Annotated in this window: 15 protein-coding genes; all 15 read left to right on the forward strand. The window is 61.3% G+C overall.

The annotated features are described in order from the left end of the window. Nucleotides 1–72: 72 nt before the first annotated feature. The 15 genes from KW838_RS12665 to KW838_RS12735 all read left to right on the forward strand — a co-directional run bounded on the left by KW838_RS12665 (nt 73) and on the right by KW838_RS12735 (nt 13,879). Complete coding sequence (locus KW838_RS12665; protein ID WP_218501248.1) at nt 73–1,446, forward strand: PepSY domain-containing protein; 1,374 nt, start codon at nt 73–75, stop codon at nt 1,444–1,446. 170 nt (nt 1,447–1,616) lie between these two features. Beyond that, a complete protein-coding gene (locus KW838_RS12670) occupies nt 1,617–2,405 on the forward strand; it encodes an ABC transporter ATP-binding protein (RefSeq protein ID WP_218501249.1) in 789 nt (262 codons plus the stop codon). Then, nucleotides 2,402–3,361, forward strand: coding sequence for an ABC transporter substrate-binding protein (locus KW838_RS12675; protein WP_218501250.1), 960 nt, complete (start codon nt 2,402–2,404; stop codon nt 3,359–3,361). The genes KW838_RS12670 and KW838_RS12675 overlap by 4 nt, the downstream gene beginning before the upstream one ends. Continuing rightward, nucleotides 3,358–4,368 (forward strand): iron ABC transporter permease, encoded by a 1,011-nt coding sequence (locus KW838_RS12680; protein ID WP_218501251.1) that lies wholly within the window; start codon nt 3,358–3,360, stop codon nt 4,366–4,368. The genes KW838_RS12675 and KW838_RS12680 overlap by 4 nt, the downstream gene beginning before the upstream one ends. A gap of 201 nt (nt 4,369–4,569) precedes the next feature. Then, nucleotides 4,570–4,992 carry a hypothetical protein gene (locus tag KW838_RS12685; protein ID WP_218501252.1) on the forward strand — a complete coding sequence of 141 codons (423 nt, stop codon included), beginning with the start codon at nt 4,570–4,572 and terminating at the stop codon, nt 4,990–4,992. A gap of 317 nt (nt 4,993–5,309) precedes the next feature. Then, nucleotides 5,310–6,575, forward strand: coding sequence for an urea ABC transporter substrate-binding protein (gene urtA, locus KW838_RS12690; protein ID WP_007979634.1), 1,266 nt, complete (start codon nt 5,310–5,312; stop codon nt 6,573–6,575). 189 nt (nt 6,576–6,764) lie between these two features. Then, nucleotides 6,765–8,267, forward strand: coding sequence for an urea ABC transporter permease subunit UrtB (gene urtB / locus KW838_RS12695; RefSeq protein WP_218501253.1), 1,503 nt, complete (start codon nt 6,765–6,767; stop codon nt 8,265–8,267). Next, on the forward strand, nt 8,267–9,346 hold the full coding sequence (gene urtC / locus KW838_RS12700; protein WP_102700441.1) for an urea ABC transporter permease subunit UrtC: 1,080 nt from the start codon (nt 8,267–8,269) through the stop codon (nt 9,344–9,346). Before urtB ends, urtC begins: the two co-directional genes overlap by 1 nt. Beyond that, entirely contained in the window at nt 9,343–10,212 is an 870-nt protein-coding gene (gene urtD, locus KW838_RS12705; RefSeq protein ID WP_218501254.1) for an urea ABC transporter ATP-binding protein UrtD, read from the forward strand. Before urtC ends, urtD begins: the two co-directional genes overlap by 4 nt. 133 nt (nt 10,213–10,345) lie before the next feature. After that, a complete protein-coding gene (gene urtE, locus KW838_RS12710; RefSeq protein WP_218501255.1) occupies nt 10,346–11,044 on the forward strand; it encodes an urea ABC transporter ATP-binding subunit UrtE in 699 nt (232 codons plus the stop codon). Nucleotides 11,045–11,209: 165 nt separating this feature from the next. Continuing rightward, nucleotides 11,210–12,052: an urease accessory protein UreD gene (locus KW838_RS12715; RefSeq protein ID WP_218501358.1), complete on the forward strand. Its 843-nt coding sequence runs from the start codon at nt 11,210–11,212 to the stop codon at nt 12,050–12,052. Nucleotides 12,053–12,185: 133 nt separating this feature from the next. Next, nucleotides 12,186–12,488, forward strand: a complete 303-nt coding sequence (locus KW838_RS12720) for an urease subunit gamma (protein ID WP_007945249.1) — start codon at nt 12,186–12,188, stop codon at nt 12,486–12,488. 9 nt (nt 12,489–12,497) lie between these two features. Next, the gene (locus tag KW838_RS12725) at nt 12,498–13,031 is read left to right on the forward strand and encodes a GNAT family N-acetyltransferase (RefSeq protein ID WP_102700437.1); all 534 of its coding nucleotides are present in this window, start codon (nt 12,498–12,500) and stop codon (nt 13,029–13,031) included. A gap of 6 nt (nt 13,032–13,037) precedes the next feature. Continuing rightward, nucleotides 13,038–13,571: a GNAT family N-acetyltransferase gene (locus KW838_RS12730; RefSeq protein WP_102700436.1), complete on the forward strand. Its 534-nt coding sequence runs from the start codon at nt 13,038–13,040 to the stop codon at nt 13,569–13,571. Then, nucleotides 13,571–13,879 carry an urease subunit beta gene (locus tag KW838_RS12735; RefSeq protein WP_218501256.1) on the forward strand — a complete coding sequence of 103 codons (309 nt, stop codon included), beginning with the start codon at nt 13,571–13,573 and terminating at the stop codon, nt 13,877–13,879. Before KW838_RS12730 ends, KW838_RS12735 begins: the two co-directional genes overlap by 1 nt. Nucleotides 13,880–14,026: the final 147 nt, after the last annotated feature.

Consider the following 14,026-nt stretch of genomic DNA (forward strand, 5'->3'; position numbering starts at 1 on the left):
CTTGCCCGCGATCGGTTGCGCAGCAACCGCAAAACAAACAACTAAAAGATCCAGCCAAGCGGAGCACACGTGATGAAACAGCCCAAAGTGAACTTCTACAACCTGGCCTGGCGCTGGCATTTCTATGCCGGATTGTTCGTTGCGCCATTCATGGTGATGCTGGCCCTGACCGGCACCATTTACCTGTTCAAGCCGCAACTCGATTCGCTGATGTACAGCAGCCTGCTCAACGTGCCGGCCGGTCATCACACCGTCCCGGCCGACGACCTGCTCAAGCGGGTAAAAGATGCGTATCCCCAGGCAACGATCAAACAGTACCTGCCACCGGTCAATGCCGAACGCAGCGCCCAGTTTGTCGTGCTCAACGGTGGCAACGAGCTGAACGTTTTTGTCGATCCGTACCAAGGCGACATCCTCGGCGAGCAAGACGCCAAGAAGAACCTGCAAGCCATTGCGCGCGCGATTCACGGCGAACTGATGATCGGCACCGTCGGTGATCGGCTGATCGAACTGGCCGCCGGCTGGGGTGTGGTGCTGGTGGTTTCCGGGGTATTCCTGTGGTGGCCGCGCGGTCAGGCCGCCGGCATTCTGTGGCCACGCCTGAGCAGTCGCGGGCGGGTGCTTTGGCGGGACTTGCATGCCGTCACCGGGTTCTGGGGCGCCGCCCTGTTGCTGGTGATGCTGCTCAGCGGGATGACCTGGACCGGCTTCTGGGGCCAGCAATACGCGGCCGTGTGGAACGTCTTTCCGGCGGCAATGTGGGACAACGTACCGAAGTCCGACGTCGAGGCGCGCAGCCTCAACAGCGCCACGCGCCAGACCGTGCCCTGGGCCATGGAAAACACGCCGATGCCAATGTCCGGCGGCCACGCCGAACACATGGCCCACGATGGCGCGCAAGCCGGCCCGGCCGCACCGACCATCAGCCTGCAGGACGTGCAAAACATCGCCACCCAAAGCAAGGTCGAGCCGGGCTACAGCATCACCTTGCCAACGACCGCCACCGGTGTGTTCACCATCGCGGTGTCCGCCGATGACCCGCGCAATGACGCCACCTTGCACATCGACCAGTACACCGGCAAGGTCCTTGCCGATGTGCGTTACGAGCAATATGGCGCCGTCGCCCGCGCCACGGAAATCGGCGTGATGCTGCACGAAGGCAAGATGTTCGGCACGCTCAATCAGATCATCGTGTTGCTGATCTGCCTGATGATCCTGCTCAGCGCGGTCAGCGGCGTGGTGATCTGGTGGAAGCGTCGTCCGCAAGGAAAACTCGGCGTACCGCCGCTGCGTCACGACCTGCCGAAATGGAAAACCGCCATGGTGATCATGTTCGCCCTCGCGGTGGCCTTCCCGTTGGTGGGCGCTTCGCTGGTGGTGGTGTGGGTGCTGGATCGTGTGCTGCTGTCGCGTTTTACCCGGCAGACTGAGAGCGCCTCATCTTGATCATGAAACAGCTGAGATGCGCGGGGCGCAAGGGGCTGTAAACTCCCCCGCATGTCACCTCGGCTCTCTTCGCGAGCAGGCTCGCTCCCACATTTGACCGTGTTCCAATGTGGGAGCGAGCCTGCTCGCGATGGGGCCAGCCGCACCACCGATGTACCAAGAGCATTTGCATGACCTCGCTGAACCTCGCAAACATTTCCTGGACGCCCCTGAGCCACGGCCATTGCCACCATCAGTTCCAGCTGCGTGATGCCTCCGTGCACGTCGCCGCCGGTGAGTTCGTCGGGTTGATCGGCCCCAATGGCAGTGGCAAGACCAGCCTGTTGCGTTGTGCCTGGCGCTTCAGCAAACCGGAGCACGGCGAGGTCAGGCTCGATCACCAGAATGTCTGGAAACAGTCTTCACGCTGGTGTGCGCAACGCATCGCCGTGGTCTTGCAGGAGTTCCCCGACGCCTTCGGTCTGACCGTCGAGGAAGTGGTCGCCATGGGCCGCACGCCGCACAAAGGCCTGTTCGATGGTGACACGCTCGAGGACTCGATACTCATTCATCAGGCGCTCGAGTCCGTCGGCCTCAAGGGCTTCGATGACCATGAGTTCGCCACACTCTCAGGCGGTGAGAAACAGCGGGTAATCCTCGCCCGCGCCCTGGCCCAGCAACCGCAACTGCTGATCCTCGACGAGCCGACCAACCACCTCGACCCACGCTATCAGCTTGAGCTGTTGAAGTTGGTCAAGCACCTGAACATCGGCACCCTGGCGAGCATCCACGACCTCAACCTGGCGGCGGCTTTTTGTGACCGGCTGTACGTGATCAACCATGGCCGCATCGTCGCCAGCGGCACGCCGCAAGAGGTGCTCACCGCCGCCCTGCTGCGCAATGTGTTTGGCGTCGAAGCGCTTATTGATGACCATCCGCTGCACGGCTACCCACGAATCACCTGGATAACCCAACCATGAATTTGCGTTCCCTGCTGCGCTCCGGCCTCTGCCTCGTGATGCTGTCGATCAGCGCCCAGGCCTTGGCCGAAGCCACCCATTACCCGCTGACAGTCAAAAGCTGCAACCGCGAAGTGACCTTCACGCAAGCACCGCAACACGCCCTCAGCCACGACATCAACATGACCCAGATGATGCTCGCCCTCGGCCTCAAATCACGAATGGCCGGCTACAGCGGCGTCAGTGGCTGGAAGGCGGTGACACCCGACATGCAGTCGCTGCTCGACGGCCTGCCGGAGCTGGCGGCCAAGTACCCGTCAGTGGAAACCCTGCTCGATGCCAACGTCGATTTCCTCTTCGCCGGTTGGGACTACGGCATGCGGGTCGGCGGCGATCTCACTCCGCAGACCCTGCAGCCGCTGGGCATCAATGTGTATGAGCTGAGCGAATCCTGCGCCTTCGTGATGAAGCGCCCACCGGCCAGCCTCGAAGACACCTACAACGACCTGCGCAACCTCGGCAGGATCTTCGACGTGCAGGACCGCGCCAACGCCCTGGTCGCCCACATGCAGGCGCAAGTGGCGGACATTCGCAAAACCCTGCCCGCGCAAAGACCGCGGGTCTTCCTGTACGACAGCGGCGAAGACCGGGCCATGACTTCAGGCCGCCTGGGCATGCCGCAAGCGCTGATCGACGCCGCTGGCGGGCGCAACATCCTGGAGGATGTCGACGCAAGCTGGACCCGGGTCAACTGGGAAAGCGTGGTCGAACACAACCCGCAGGTGATCGTGATCGTCGACTACAGCGAAATCACCGCCGAACAGAAGATTCAGTTCCTGCTGGCCAACAAGGCCCTGCAATCGGTGGACGCGATCAAGCACCGGCGCTTCATCGTCATCCCGTACGTGCAGGCCACGCCGGGGATCGATAACGTGCTGGCGGTCGCCACCCTGGCCAAGGGTTTCCACGGCGAATGATCAACCGTCGCTACGCCCTGTTGCTGATCGCCCTCGGTGCGCTATTGCTGGTGTCATGCGTAGTGTCCCTGGGTTTCGGCCCGGCGCGGGTACCGCTGGACGTGGTGTGGCGCATCCTGCTGCACAAGCTGTTCGGCTTCGGTGTGCCGGACTGGAGCCCCGGGCAGGAGCATATCGTCTGGCTGATCCGTGTCCCGCGCATGCTGCTCGGTGCGTTGGTGGGCGCAGGGCTGGCACTGATCGGCGCGGTGCTGCAAGCGGTGACGCGCAACCCCCTGGCTGACCCGCATCTACTCGGCGTCACGTCCGGCGCGACATTGGGCGCGGTGATCGTGGTGTTGCATGTCGGAGAGATCGTTGGCCTGCTGACCTTGCCGATCGCAGCCTTCATCGGGGCATTGCTGAGCATGTTGGTGGTGCTGATGACCGCCAGCCGCCACGGTCGCCTCGACAGTGATCGTCTGTTGTTGTGCGGCGTGGCGGTGTCGTTCGTGATGATGGCGATCGCCAATTTGTTGCTGTTCCTCGGCGACCATCGAGCCAGTTCGGCGGTGATGTTCTGGATGCTCGGCGGACTCGGGCTGGCGCGCTGGGAATTGCTGGCGGTACCGACCGCCAGTGTGTTGTTCGGGCTGGTCTTGCTGCTGGGCATGGCGCGACCGTTGAATGCGCTGATGGCCGGTGAGCAGACGGCAGTGACCCTGGGCCTGAATGCGCGCACCGTGCGCCTGCGGGTATTTCTGATTGCATCGCTGATGACCGGGGTGCTGGTGTCGATCAGCGGCTCGATCGGCTTTGTCGGGCTGATGGTGCCGCACATCGCGCGGCGTCTGGTCGGGGCTGAACACCGAAGAGTGCTGCCGGTGTGCGTGTTGCTCGGCAGCATCTTTCTGGTCTGGGTCGACGTCGCCGCCCGGACGATGATCGCGCCCGAAGACTTGCCCATCGGGGTGGCCACGGCGGCGATTGGCGGGTTGTTCTTCATCGGTTTGATGCGACGTCGTTAACGCCATGTTTAATTAAAACAACATTCAAAACTGCATCTATGTCTGGAAAAACCTCGTATTGAGTTAGCACTTAACAAATCCATTACCACGCTCATACTCCGCTCCCGCGAGTTGAATAATAAAAAATACTCGCGCACTTCAATGACGATTATTCCTACACCTTAATCGTCACAACTCCTACAAGAGCGGAAAGAGGTAACCATGTTCAAAAAAATCATCATATCCATCGCACTTGTCTCATCGCCTGCATGGGCAGCCAAGCCCCCCTTTACTGGCGTTGACTACAGCGGCCGATATCAATGTACCGGAATGGACAGCCATGACGGTGCGTTTGAAGGTGTTGTCGACATGAAGCTCAATGCCGAACAAAGTACCGGCGAACATGGCGCCTACGGTTTTACCCTGACGTTGCTCGACAACTCCCGGTATGACGGGTTTGCCGCCGCCAACTCGAGTTCCCTGGCGATTTACTTTGCCCATACGGATCCGTCGTTCAAGGACTACGGTGTCGGGATAGCGAACATCGCTTCCACGCCTGACGGGAAAACTTCATTCACCAAGTACTATTACGGCCCGGAGTACAAAGGTGGCGGACATGGTTTTGAAACATGCATTAAAAGCTGAGCGAATGCACCACTGACTTTGTGGGAGCGGGCTTGCTCGCGAAAGCAGTGGATCAGTCGACACTGTAATCGACTGACCTGACGCTTTCGCGAGCAAGCCCGCTCCCACAATTGATCGATGCTGCCCGCCCCAATCTGGCGCAACTCCTCGCACCAATACGCCTGCCGCGTCCCTTCCTGGTGCGCCATCAATCCGCACAACCGCTCTAAAACGCCATTCCCGTACCTTTCTCCGACCGGGCACAGCCCTTGCTAAAGACCCTTCAGTAGTCCGCATCTGCCAACCAAGAAAACTCATAAGTTCATGGAGATCGCACAATGAAGCGTCGCAGTTTGATCAAGGCTTTCACTCTCTCGGCATCCATTGCCGCAATGGGCATGACCTGGACCGTCCAGGCCGCCGAGACCATCAAGGTCGGTATTCTGCATTCGTTGTCCGGGACCATGGCGATCTCCGAAACGTCGTTGAAAGACATGGCGCTGATGACCATCGACGAGATCAACGCCAAGGGCGGCGTGAACGGCAAGATGCTGGAACCGGTGGTGGTCGACCCGGCGTCGAACTGGCCGCTGTTCGCCGAAAAGGGCCGTCAGTTGCTGACCCAGGACAAGGTTGCCGTGGTGTTCGGTTGCTGGACTTCGGTGTCGCGCAAATCGGTACTGCCGGTGTTCGAAGAGCTCAATGGCCTGCTGTTCTACCCGGTGCAGTACGAAGGCGAAGAAATGTCGCCGAACGTGTTCTACACGGGCGCCGCGCCAAACCAGCAAGCGATCCCCGCCGTTGAATACCTGATGAGCGAAGAAGGCGGCAGCGCCAAGCGCTACTTCCTGCTCGGCACCGACTACGTCTACCCGCGCACCACCAACAAGATCCTGCGTTCGTTCCTGCACTCCAAAGGTGTGGCCGACAAGGACATCGAAGAGGTCTACACCCCCTTCGGTCACAGCGACTACCAGACCATCGTCGCCAACATCAAGAAGTTCTCGGCGGGCGGCAAGACCGCCGTCATCTCCACCGTCAACGGCGACTCCAACGTGCCGTTCTATAAAGAACTGGCCAACCAGGGCCTGAAAGCCACCGACGTTCCGGTTGTGGCGTTCTCGGTCGGCGAAGAAGAATTGCGCGGCATCGACACCAAGCCACTGGTGGGCAACCTCGCTGCGTGGAACTACTTCGAATCGGTCGAGAACCCGGTGAACAAGAAATTCGTCGATGACTGGAAAGCCTACGCCAAAAAACACAACCTGCCGGGCGCCGACAAAGCGGTGACCAACGACCCGATGGAAGCCACCTATGTCGGCATCCACATGTGGGCGCAAGCCGCCGAAAAAGCCAAATCCACCGACGTCGACAAAGTACGCGAAGCCCTGGCCGGCCAGACCTTTGCCGCACCGTCCGGTTACACGCTGACCATGGACAAGACCAATCACCACCTGCACAAGCCGGTGATGATCGGTGAGATCCAGTCTGACGGTCAGTTCAACGTGGTGTGGCAGACCGAAGGACCGATCCGCGCCCAACCGTGGAGCCCGTTCATCCAGGGCAACGACAAGAAGCCGGAGTATGCGGTGAAGAGCAACTAAAGCCATTGGGCCTGACGATTGTTCAGGCCCAACACAACTCCCTGTGGGAGCATTTTTTGTGGCGAGGGAGCTTGCTCCCGTTGGACTGCGGAGCAGTCCTTTTTTGGGGCCGCTTCGCGCCCCAGCGGGAGCAAGCTCCCTCGCCACAAAAGCCAGCCTTCACATTTAGTCCGAGCCAGGCGACTCTCTATGCCCACTGCCCTCTACCGCTTCCTCCTCGCCATCGTGCTCTTGTTGCCGATGACCACCCACGCCGATGACGCCGAAGACTTCGTCGCCGCCAATCCCGTGCAGCAAGCCAAACTTCTGGAAGCCTGGGCCGCGCAGCCCGATCCGGCCCGTATCGAATTGATCAATGCCCTGCAGCAAGGCGAACTGACCATCGACGGGCAACCGAAAACCCTGCGCCTGAACAACCGCCTGCGGGGTCTGATCGACTCGGCCCTGGCCAGTCATCAGTTGCTCGCCGCCGACGCCAAAATCCGTCTGGCCGCCGCGCAGCAATTGCAGAAGAGCGCCAAACCGGCGCAGTTGAAATTCCTCGACCGGCAACTGGCGGGCGAAACGGATGAAGGCGTCCACGCCGCCCTCAGCCTGGCCCTGGCCAATCTGCAACTGGTCGACAGCGATCCGGCCGTGCGCCTCGCTGCCGTGCGCCTTCTCGGTGAAACCGGCGATCCGCTGGCCCGCCCCCGCCTCGAAAGCCTGCTGGAGCCGGGCGTTGAAACCGATGCGATGGTGCGCACCGCCGCTGAAACCAGCCTCGCCCAGGTCAAACGCAAACTGCTGGTCGGCGAGATGCTGGGCCAGGCGTTCAGCGGCATGTCCCTCGGTTCGATCCTGCTGCTCGCGGCATTGGGCCTTGCGATCACCTTCGGCCTGCTCGGCGTGATCAACATGGCCCACGGCGAGATGCTGATGCTCGGCGCCTACTCGACCTATGTGGTGCAACTGATGTTCCAGCGCTTCGCTCCGCAGGCCATCGAGTTCTATCCATTGATCGCGCTACCCGTGGCATTTTTCGTCACCGCCGCCATCGGCATGGCGCTGGAGCGCACGGTGATTCGCCACCTCTATGGTCGCCCGCTGGAAACCCTGCTCGCCACCTGGGGCATCAGCCTGATGCTGATTCAGCTCGTTCGGTTGCTGTTCGGCGCGCAGAACGTCGAAGTGGCCAACCCGGCCTGGCTGTCGGGCGGGATTCAGGTGCTGCCCAATCTCGTACTACCCTACAACCGCATCGTCATCATTGCCTTTGCGCTGTTTGTGGTGGTGCTGACCTGGTTGCTGCTGAACAAGACACGCCTGGGCCTGAACGTGCGAGCGGTCACCCAGAATCGCAACATGGCCGCCTGCTGCGGCGTACCGACCGGGCGCGTGGACATGCTCGCCTTCGGTCTCGGCTCGGGCATCGCCGGTCTCGGTGGCGTGGCCCTGAGCCAGATCGGCAACGTCGGCCCGGACCTCGGCCAGAGCTACATCATCGACTCGTTCCTGGTGGTGGTGCTCGGCGGTGTCGGCCAGTTGGCCGGTAGCGTGCTGGCGGCATTCGGCTTAGGGATAGCCAACAAGATTCTCGAACCGCAGATCGGTGCGGTGCTCGGCAAGATCCTCATCCTCGCGCTGATCATTCTGTTCATCCAGAAACGTCCGCAAGGCCTCTTCGCACTCAAAGGACGGGTGATCGACTGATGAACCAGCCCCTGCTCGTTACCGCGACCCAAAAAGCCGGCCCCAAAGTCTCGATTGCCATCGGCGCAGTGATCCTCATTGTGCTGCTGGCGTTACCGCTGCTGTCGCTGTTGCCGGTGGACAGCACGCTGCATGTTTCAGCTTATACGCTGACGTTGGTGGGCAAGATTCTCTGCTACGCCATTGTCGCGTTGGCCCTCGATCTGGTCTGGGGCTACGCCGGTCTACTGTCCCTCGGTCACGGCCTGTTCTTCGCCCTCGGCGGCTATGCCATGGGCATGTACCTGATGCGCCAGGCCTCGGGTGATGGTTTGCCGGCGTTCATGACCTTCCTGTCGTGGACTGAAATGCCGTGGTTCTGGACCGGCACCAGCAGCTTCCTCTGGACCCTGTGCCTGGTGGTATTGGCGCCGGGGTTGCTGGCGCTGGTGTTCGGTTTCTTCGCCTTCCGTTCGCGGATCAAGGGCGTGTATTTCTCGATCATGACCCAGGCCCTGACCTTCGCCGGCATGTTGCTGTTCTTCCGCAACGAAACCGGTTTTGGCGGCAACAACGGCTTCACCAACTTCCGCACCATTCTCGGCTTTGGCATCACCGAACCGGGCACCCGCGCGGTGCTGTTTTTCGCCACGGTGCTGTTGCTGGTGGCGAGCCTGTACATCGGCTGGCGCCTGGCGCAGAGCAAGTTCGGCCGGGTACTGACCGCACTGCGCGATGCGGAGAACCGCCTGATGTTCTGCGGCTACGATCCGCGCGGGTTCAAGTTGTTTGTTTGGGTGTTGAGCGCGGTGTTGTGTGGCCTGGCCGGTGCGCTGTACGTGCCGCAAGTCGGCATCATCAACCCGAGCGAGATGTCGCCGACCAACTCGATCGAAGCCGCCGTATGGGTCGCCCTCGGCGGGCGCGGCACGCTGATCGGTCCGTTGCTCGGTGCCGGCGTGGTCAACGGCATGAAGAGCTGGTTCACCGTGGCCTTCCCCGAGTACTGGCTGTTCTTCCTCGGCGCACTGTTCATCGTCGTGACCCTGTACCTGCCCAAAGGCGTGATCGGTCTGCTGAAGAAAAGAGGTGAATCATGAGAGTCACGGCAACCGCTGAATTCATGCTCGAGCCGGCGTTTTTCCCCGTAGAGCCCAACAAGGACGCCGGCAGCAGCCGTGACGCCATCGGTCTCGGCCAGCGCGCCGGCAAAGGCCTGAATACGCGCCACGGCACCATCCTGACCCTGGAAGACATCAGCGTCAGCTTCGACGGCTTCAAGGCGCTGAACGATTTGAACCTGTACATCGGCGTCGGCGAACTGCGCTGCATCATCGGTCCCAATGGCGCGGGCAAGACCACGCTGATGGATGTGATCACCGGCAAGACCCGTCCCGGCCACGGCAAGGCCTGGTTCGGCGAAACCCTGGACCTGACGCAGATGAGCGAAGTGCAGATCGCCCAGGCCGGCATCGGCCGCAAGTTCCAGAAGCCGACGGTGTTCGAAGCCTTGAGCGTGTTCGAGAACCTGGAACTGGCGCAGAAAACCGACAAGTCGGTGTGGGCCAGCCTGCGGGCGCGCTTGAGCGGCGAGCAGAAAGACCGTATCGCCGAAGTGCTGGAGACCATTCGCTTGACCAGCTCGGTCAATCGCCCGGCCGGCCTGTTGTCCCACGGCCAGAAGCAGTTCCTCGAGATCGGCATGCTGCTGATGCAGGACCCGCAATTGCTGCTGCTCGATGAACCGGTGGCGGGCATGACCGACGCCGAAACCGAATTCACCGCCGAGCTGTTCAAGCGCCTGGCCGGCAAGCACTCGCTGATGGTGGTGGAACACGACATGGGCTTCGTCGGCTCGATTGCCGACCACGTCACCGTGTTGCATCAGGGCAGCGTGCTGGCCGAGGGCTCACTGGAGCAGGTGCAGGACAACGAACGGGTGATCGAGGTCTACCTCGGTCGATAGGCATGTGAATGCCATCCAAATGTGGGAGCGGGCTTGCTCGCGAAAGCAGTGTGTCCGTCGATGAAAATGTTGAATGTCAGCCCGCATTCGCGAGCAAGCCCGCTCCCACAGGGGAACTGAGGAGTATTTGAGAATGCTGCAAGTCGAAAAACTGCACCAGTACTACGGCGGAAGCCACATCCTGCGCGGCCTGACGTTTGACGTGAAGGTCGGCGAAGTCACCTGTCTGCTCGGGCGCAACGGCGTGGGCAAGACCACCCTGCTCAAATGCCTGATGGGCCTGCTGCCGGCCAGGGAAGGCGCGGTGAACTGGGAAGGCAAACCCATCACTGCGTTCAAGCCGCACCAGCGCGTGCATGCCGGCATTGCCTACGTACCCCAGGGCCGGGAGATCTTCGGCCGCCTGACCGTCGAGGAAAACTTGCTGATGGGCCTGTCGCGTTTTCCCGGTGGCGAAGCGAAGGAAGTGCCAGCGTTCATTTACGAGTTGTTCCCGGTACTGCTGCAAATGAAACAACGCCGAGGGGGCGATCTGTCCGGCGGCCAGCAACAGCAATTGGCCATCGGCCGCGCGCTGGCCAGCCGCCCTCGCCTGCTGATCCTCGACGAGCCCACCGAAGGCATCCAGCCATCGGTGATCAAGGAGATCGGTGCCGTGATCAAAAAGCTCGCGGCCCGGGGCGACATGGCCATTCTGCTGGTGGAGCAGTTCTACGATTTCGCCGCCGAACTGGCCGACCAATACCTGGTGATGTCCCGGGGTGAGATCGTGCAACAGGGGCGTGGTGAAAATATGGAAGCCGAGGGCGTGCGTGGGCTCGTTACCATCTGAGGCGTCACGGTCCACTTCTTTTGACACGGCACCAATTTGTCGCGCCGAATTTGCGACTGCGCACGCTATTGGTGCATCACAACACTAAACAGCCACCTCCTGCCTGCAATGCCTTGCGGCACAGCCTTTGCAAACATCCTGACGACCTCTCGACAAGCATTGACTATGACTCTTCCGGCTTCAGGCGTTTTGTTTACCCCCAGTTGGCACGCCGAACTGGAGCTGGGCTACGCCCGATTCGACAACACCACACGCCCGGTCCAGCGTCGGCACAAAGGCCCGCTGCGGGTACAAAAGCACCTGTATGCCGAAGGGCCGGAAGTCTGCCAGCACATCATCGTCCACCCACCCGGCGGAATTGCCGGCGGGGATCGACTGGAGATTTCGGCCAGCGTCGAGGGCAATGCCTGGGCGCAAATCACCAGCCCCGGCGCGGCCAAGTGGTATCGCGCCGCGGGTCCCGCCTATCAGCAGCTGAATCTGAAGGTGGCGGCCGGTGCGACACTGGAGTGGCTGCCCCAGGAGACGATCATTTTCAGTGCGGCCCAGGCTGAACTCAGCACCTCCATCGACCTTGAAGGCGATGCGCGTCTGTTCTACTGGGACGTCGTGGCCCTGGGCCGTCCGGCCAGTGGCGAGCGCTTCGACCTTGGGCATTTCCAGGCACGACTGGATGTGCGCCGCGACGGCCTGTTGCTCTGGCATGAACGTCAGCGCATTGTCGGAGCGGACGGTTTACTTGATTCGCCCATCGGGCTCGACGGGCAACCGGTGTTTGCCACCTTGTTGGTGACGACGGGTGAGATCGATAGCGAACTGCTGGAGAAATGCCGCTCGCTGCCCAACGACGTGCGCGGGGATTTGACCCAGTTGCCCGGGTTGCTGGTTGCACGGTGTCTGGCCAGTGAGGCGTTGTTGGCGCGGGGTTGGCTGATTGATTTGTGGCGATTGCTCAGGCCAGCGCTACTTGGCCGCGAAGCGGTCCCCCCCAGAATATGGAACACCTGAATATGCCTATCCTGTAGGAGCTGCCGAAGGCTGCGATCTTTTGATCTTTAAAAGATCGCAGCCTTCGGCAGCTCCTACAGGGGTATGGGTTGCAAGATTTAACCTTTTAAACTGCCGATTATGGATGTCTACGATGGACCTGACCCCACGCGAAAAAGACAAGCTGCTGATCTTCACCGCAGGCCTGGTGGCCGAGCGGCGTTTGGCGCGCGGCGTGAAACTCAATTACCCGGAAGCCATGGCCTACATCTCCGCGGCCCTGCTCGAAGGCGCCCGTGACGGCCAGACCGTGGCCGACCTGATGCACTTCGGCACCACCCTGCTGACCCGCGAACAAGTGATGGAAGGCATCCCGGAAATGATCCCGGAAATCCAGGTCGAGGCCACCTTCCCCGACGGCACCAAACTGGTCACCGTCCACCAACCCATCGCCTGAGGCCGCGCCATGACTTACCACATCCGCGATGCCGTGCCTGCCGACTTGCCGGCCATCTGCGACATCTACAACGACGCCGTGCTCAACACCACGGCGATCTGGAATGAACAGGCGGTCGACCTCGGCAATCGCCAGGCCTGGTTCAGCGCCCGGCAATCCCAGGCTTACCCGATTCTGGTGATCGTCGACGGTGAAAACTCGGTACTGGGCTATGCCTCATTCGGCGACTGGCGACCTTTCGACGGTTTCCGCCACACCGTCGAGCATTCGGTCTACGTGCGCAGCGACCAGCGCGGCAACGGCCTCGGCCCACAACTGATGGAAGCACTGGTCGAGCGCGCCAAAGGCTGCGGCAAGCACGTGATGGTCGCCGCCATCGAAAGTGGCAACGCTGCGTCCATTCGTTTGCATGAGCGCATCGGTTTCATCACCACCGGGCAAATGCCTCAGGTCGGCACCAAATTCGGCCGCTGGCTGGACCTGACGTTCATGCAACTGACCCTCAACCCCGGCGCGCAACCGCCGAGTGTCAACCAGGAGTAATGCCCGATGAACGCCGCCCAACTGCGACGCGTCAACGTTGAAAGCTTTGCGCACTATCGTCAGGGCCTGATCGACCTGCTGCTCGATGCCGTCGGCTACGGGGCCAGTGTCGGCTTCATGGCTGGCCTCGATGCGACCCAGGCCCACGCCTATTTCGATGAGGTCCAGGACAACCTGAACAAGGGCAATCTGTTGCTGTGGGTGGTGGTCAAGGACGAACAGGTGCAGGCCAGCGTGCAGTTGGGTTTGTGCCAGAAAGCCAACGGCCTGAACCGCGCCGAAGTGCAAAAGCTGCTGGTGCGCGAACATGCCCGGCGTCGCGGTCTGGGCCAGCAACTGATGAACGCTCTGGAGGCGGCCGCCCTGCAGCACAAGCGCGGCATGCTGTACCTCGACACCGAGGCCGGCTCGCCCGCCGAAGCCTTCTATCAATCGCTGGGCTATACCCGCGCCGGTGAAATCCCCGACTACGCCTGCGACCCGAGCGGCCGCTACAAACCGACCGCCCTCTACTACAAGATTCTTCAGGGAGCCCATTGATGATTCCCGGTGAATACCAGATCCAGCCCGGCGACATCGAACTCAACGTCGGCCGCCGCACGATCAGCCTGAAGGTGGCCAACAGGGGTGACCGGCCGATCCAGGTCGGCTCGCATTATCACTTTTTCGAAACCAACGACGCCCTGGGGTTCGACCGTGCCGCCAGTCGTGGCATGCGCCTGAACATCCCGGCTGGCACGGCGGTGCGTTTCGAACCGGGGCAGAGTCGCGAGGTGGAGTTGGTGGATCTGGCGGGGCATCGTCGGGTGTTCGGGTTTGCCGGCAGGATCATGGGTGATCTCGATTAAAGATCAAAAGATCGCAGCCTCGCTTCGCGAGACAGCTCCTACAGAATTCTCCAATGTGATCGCGGCCCCCTGTAGGAGCTGTCGAGCGAAGCGAGGCTGCGATAGCGAGCAACGCGAGCGGTTCCAAATTCAATTGAATCTCAAGGC

This window comes from Pseudomonas sp. PDM27, from assembly GCF_019219205.1.
Classification (GTDB): Bacteria; Pseudomonadota; Gammaproteobacteria; order Pseudomonadales; family Pseudomonadaceae; genus Aquipseudomonas; species Aquipseudomonas laurylsulfatiphila.

Coding starts and splice junctions, on each gene's coding strand:
- KW838_RS12665 (WP_218501248.1), top strand. CDS start 73: ATGAAACAGCCCAAAGTGAACTTCTACAACCTGGCCTGGCGCTGGCAT.
- KW838_RS12670 (WP_218501249.1), top strand. CDS start 1,617: ATGACCTCGCTGAACCTCGCAAACATTTCCTGGACGCCCCTGAGCCAC.
- KW838_RS12675 (WP_218501250.1), top strand. CDS start 2,402: ATGAATTTGCGTTCCCTGCTGCGCTCCGGCCTCTGCCTCGTGATGCTG.
- KW838_RS12680 (WP_218501251.1), top strand. CDS start 3,358: ATGATCAACCGTCGCTACGCCCTGTTGCTGATCGCCCTCGGTGCGCTA.
- KW838_RS12685 (WP_218501252.1), top strand. CDS start 4,570: ATGTTCAAAAAAATCATCATATCCATCGCACTTGTCTCATCGCCTGCA.
- urtA (WP_007979634.1), top strand. CDS start 5,310: ATGAAGCGTCGCAGTTTGATCAAGGCTTTCACTCTCTCGGCATCCATT.
- urtB (WP_218501253.1), top strand. CDS start 6,765: ATGCCCACTGCCCTCTACCGCTTCCTCCTCGCCATCGTGCTCTTGTTG.
- urtC (WP_102700441.1), top strand. CDS start 8,267: ATGAACCAGCCCCTGCTCGTTACCGCGACCCAAAAAGCCGGCCCCAAA.
- urtD (WP_218501254.1), top strand. CDS start 9,343: ATGAGAGTCACGGCAACCGCTGAATTCATGCTCGAGCCGGCGTTTTTC.
- urtE (WP_218501255.1), top strand. CDS start 10,346: ATGCTGCAAGTCGAAAAACTGCACCAGTACTACGGCGGAAGCCACATC.
- KW838_RS12715 (WP_218501358.1), top strand. CDS start 11,210: ATGACTCTTCCGGCTTCAGGCGTTTTGTTTACCCCCAGTTGGCACGCC.
- KW838_RS12720 (WP_007945249.1), top strand. CDS start 12,186: ATGGACCTGACCCCACGCGAAAAAGACAAGCTGCTGATCTTCACCGCA.
- KW838_RS12725 (WP_102700437.1), top strand. CDS start 12,498: ATGACTTACCACATCCGCGATGCCGTGCCTGCCGACTTGCCGGCCATC.
- KW838_RS12730 (WP_102700436.1), top strand. CDS start 13,038: ATGAACGCCGCCCAACTGCGACGCGTCAACGTTGAAAGCTTTGCGCAC.
- KW838_RS12735 (WP_218501256.1), top strand. CDS start 13,571: ATGATTCCCGGTGAATACCAGATCCAGCCCGGCGACATCGAACTCAAC.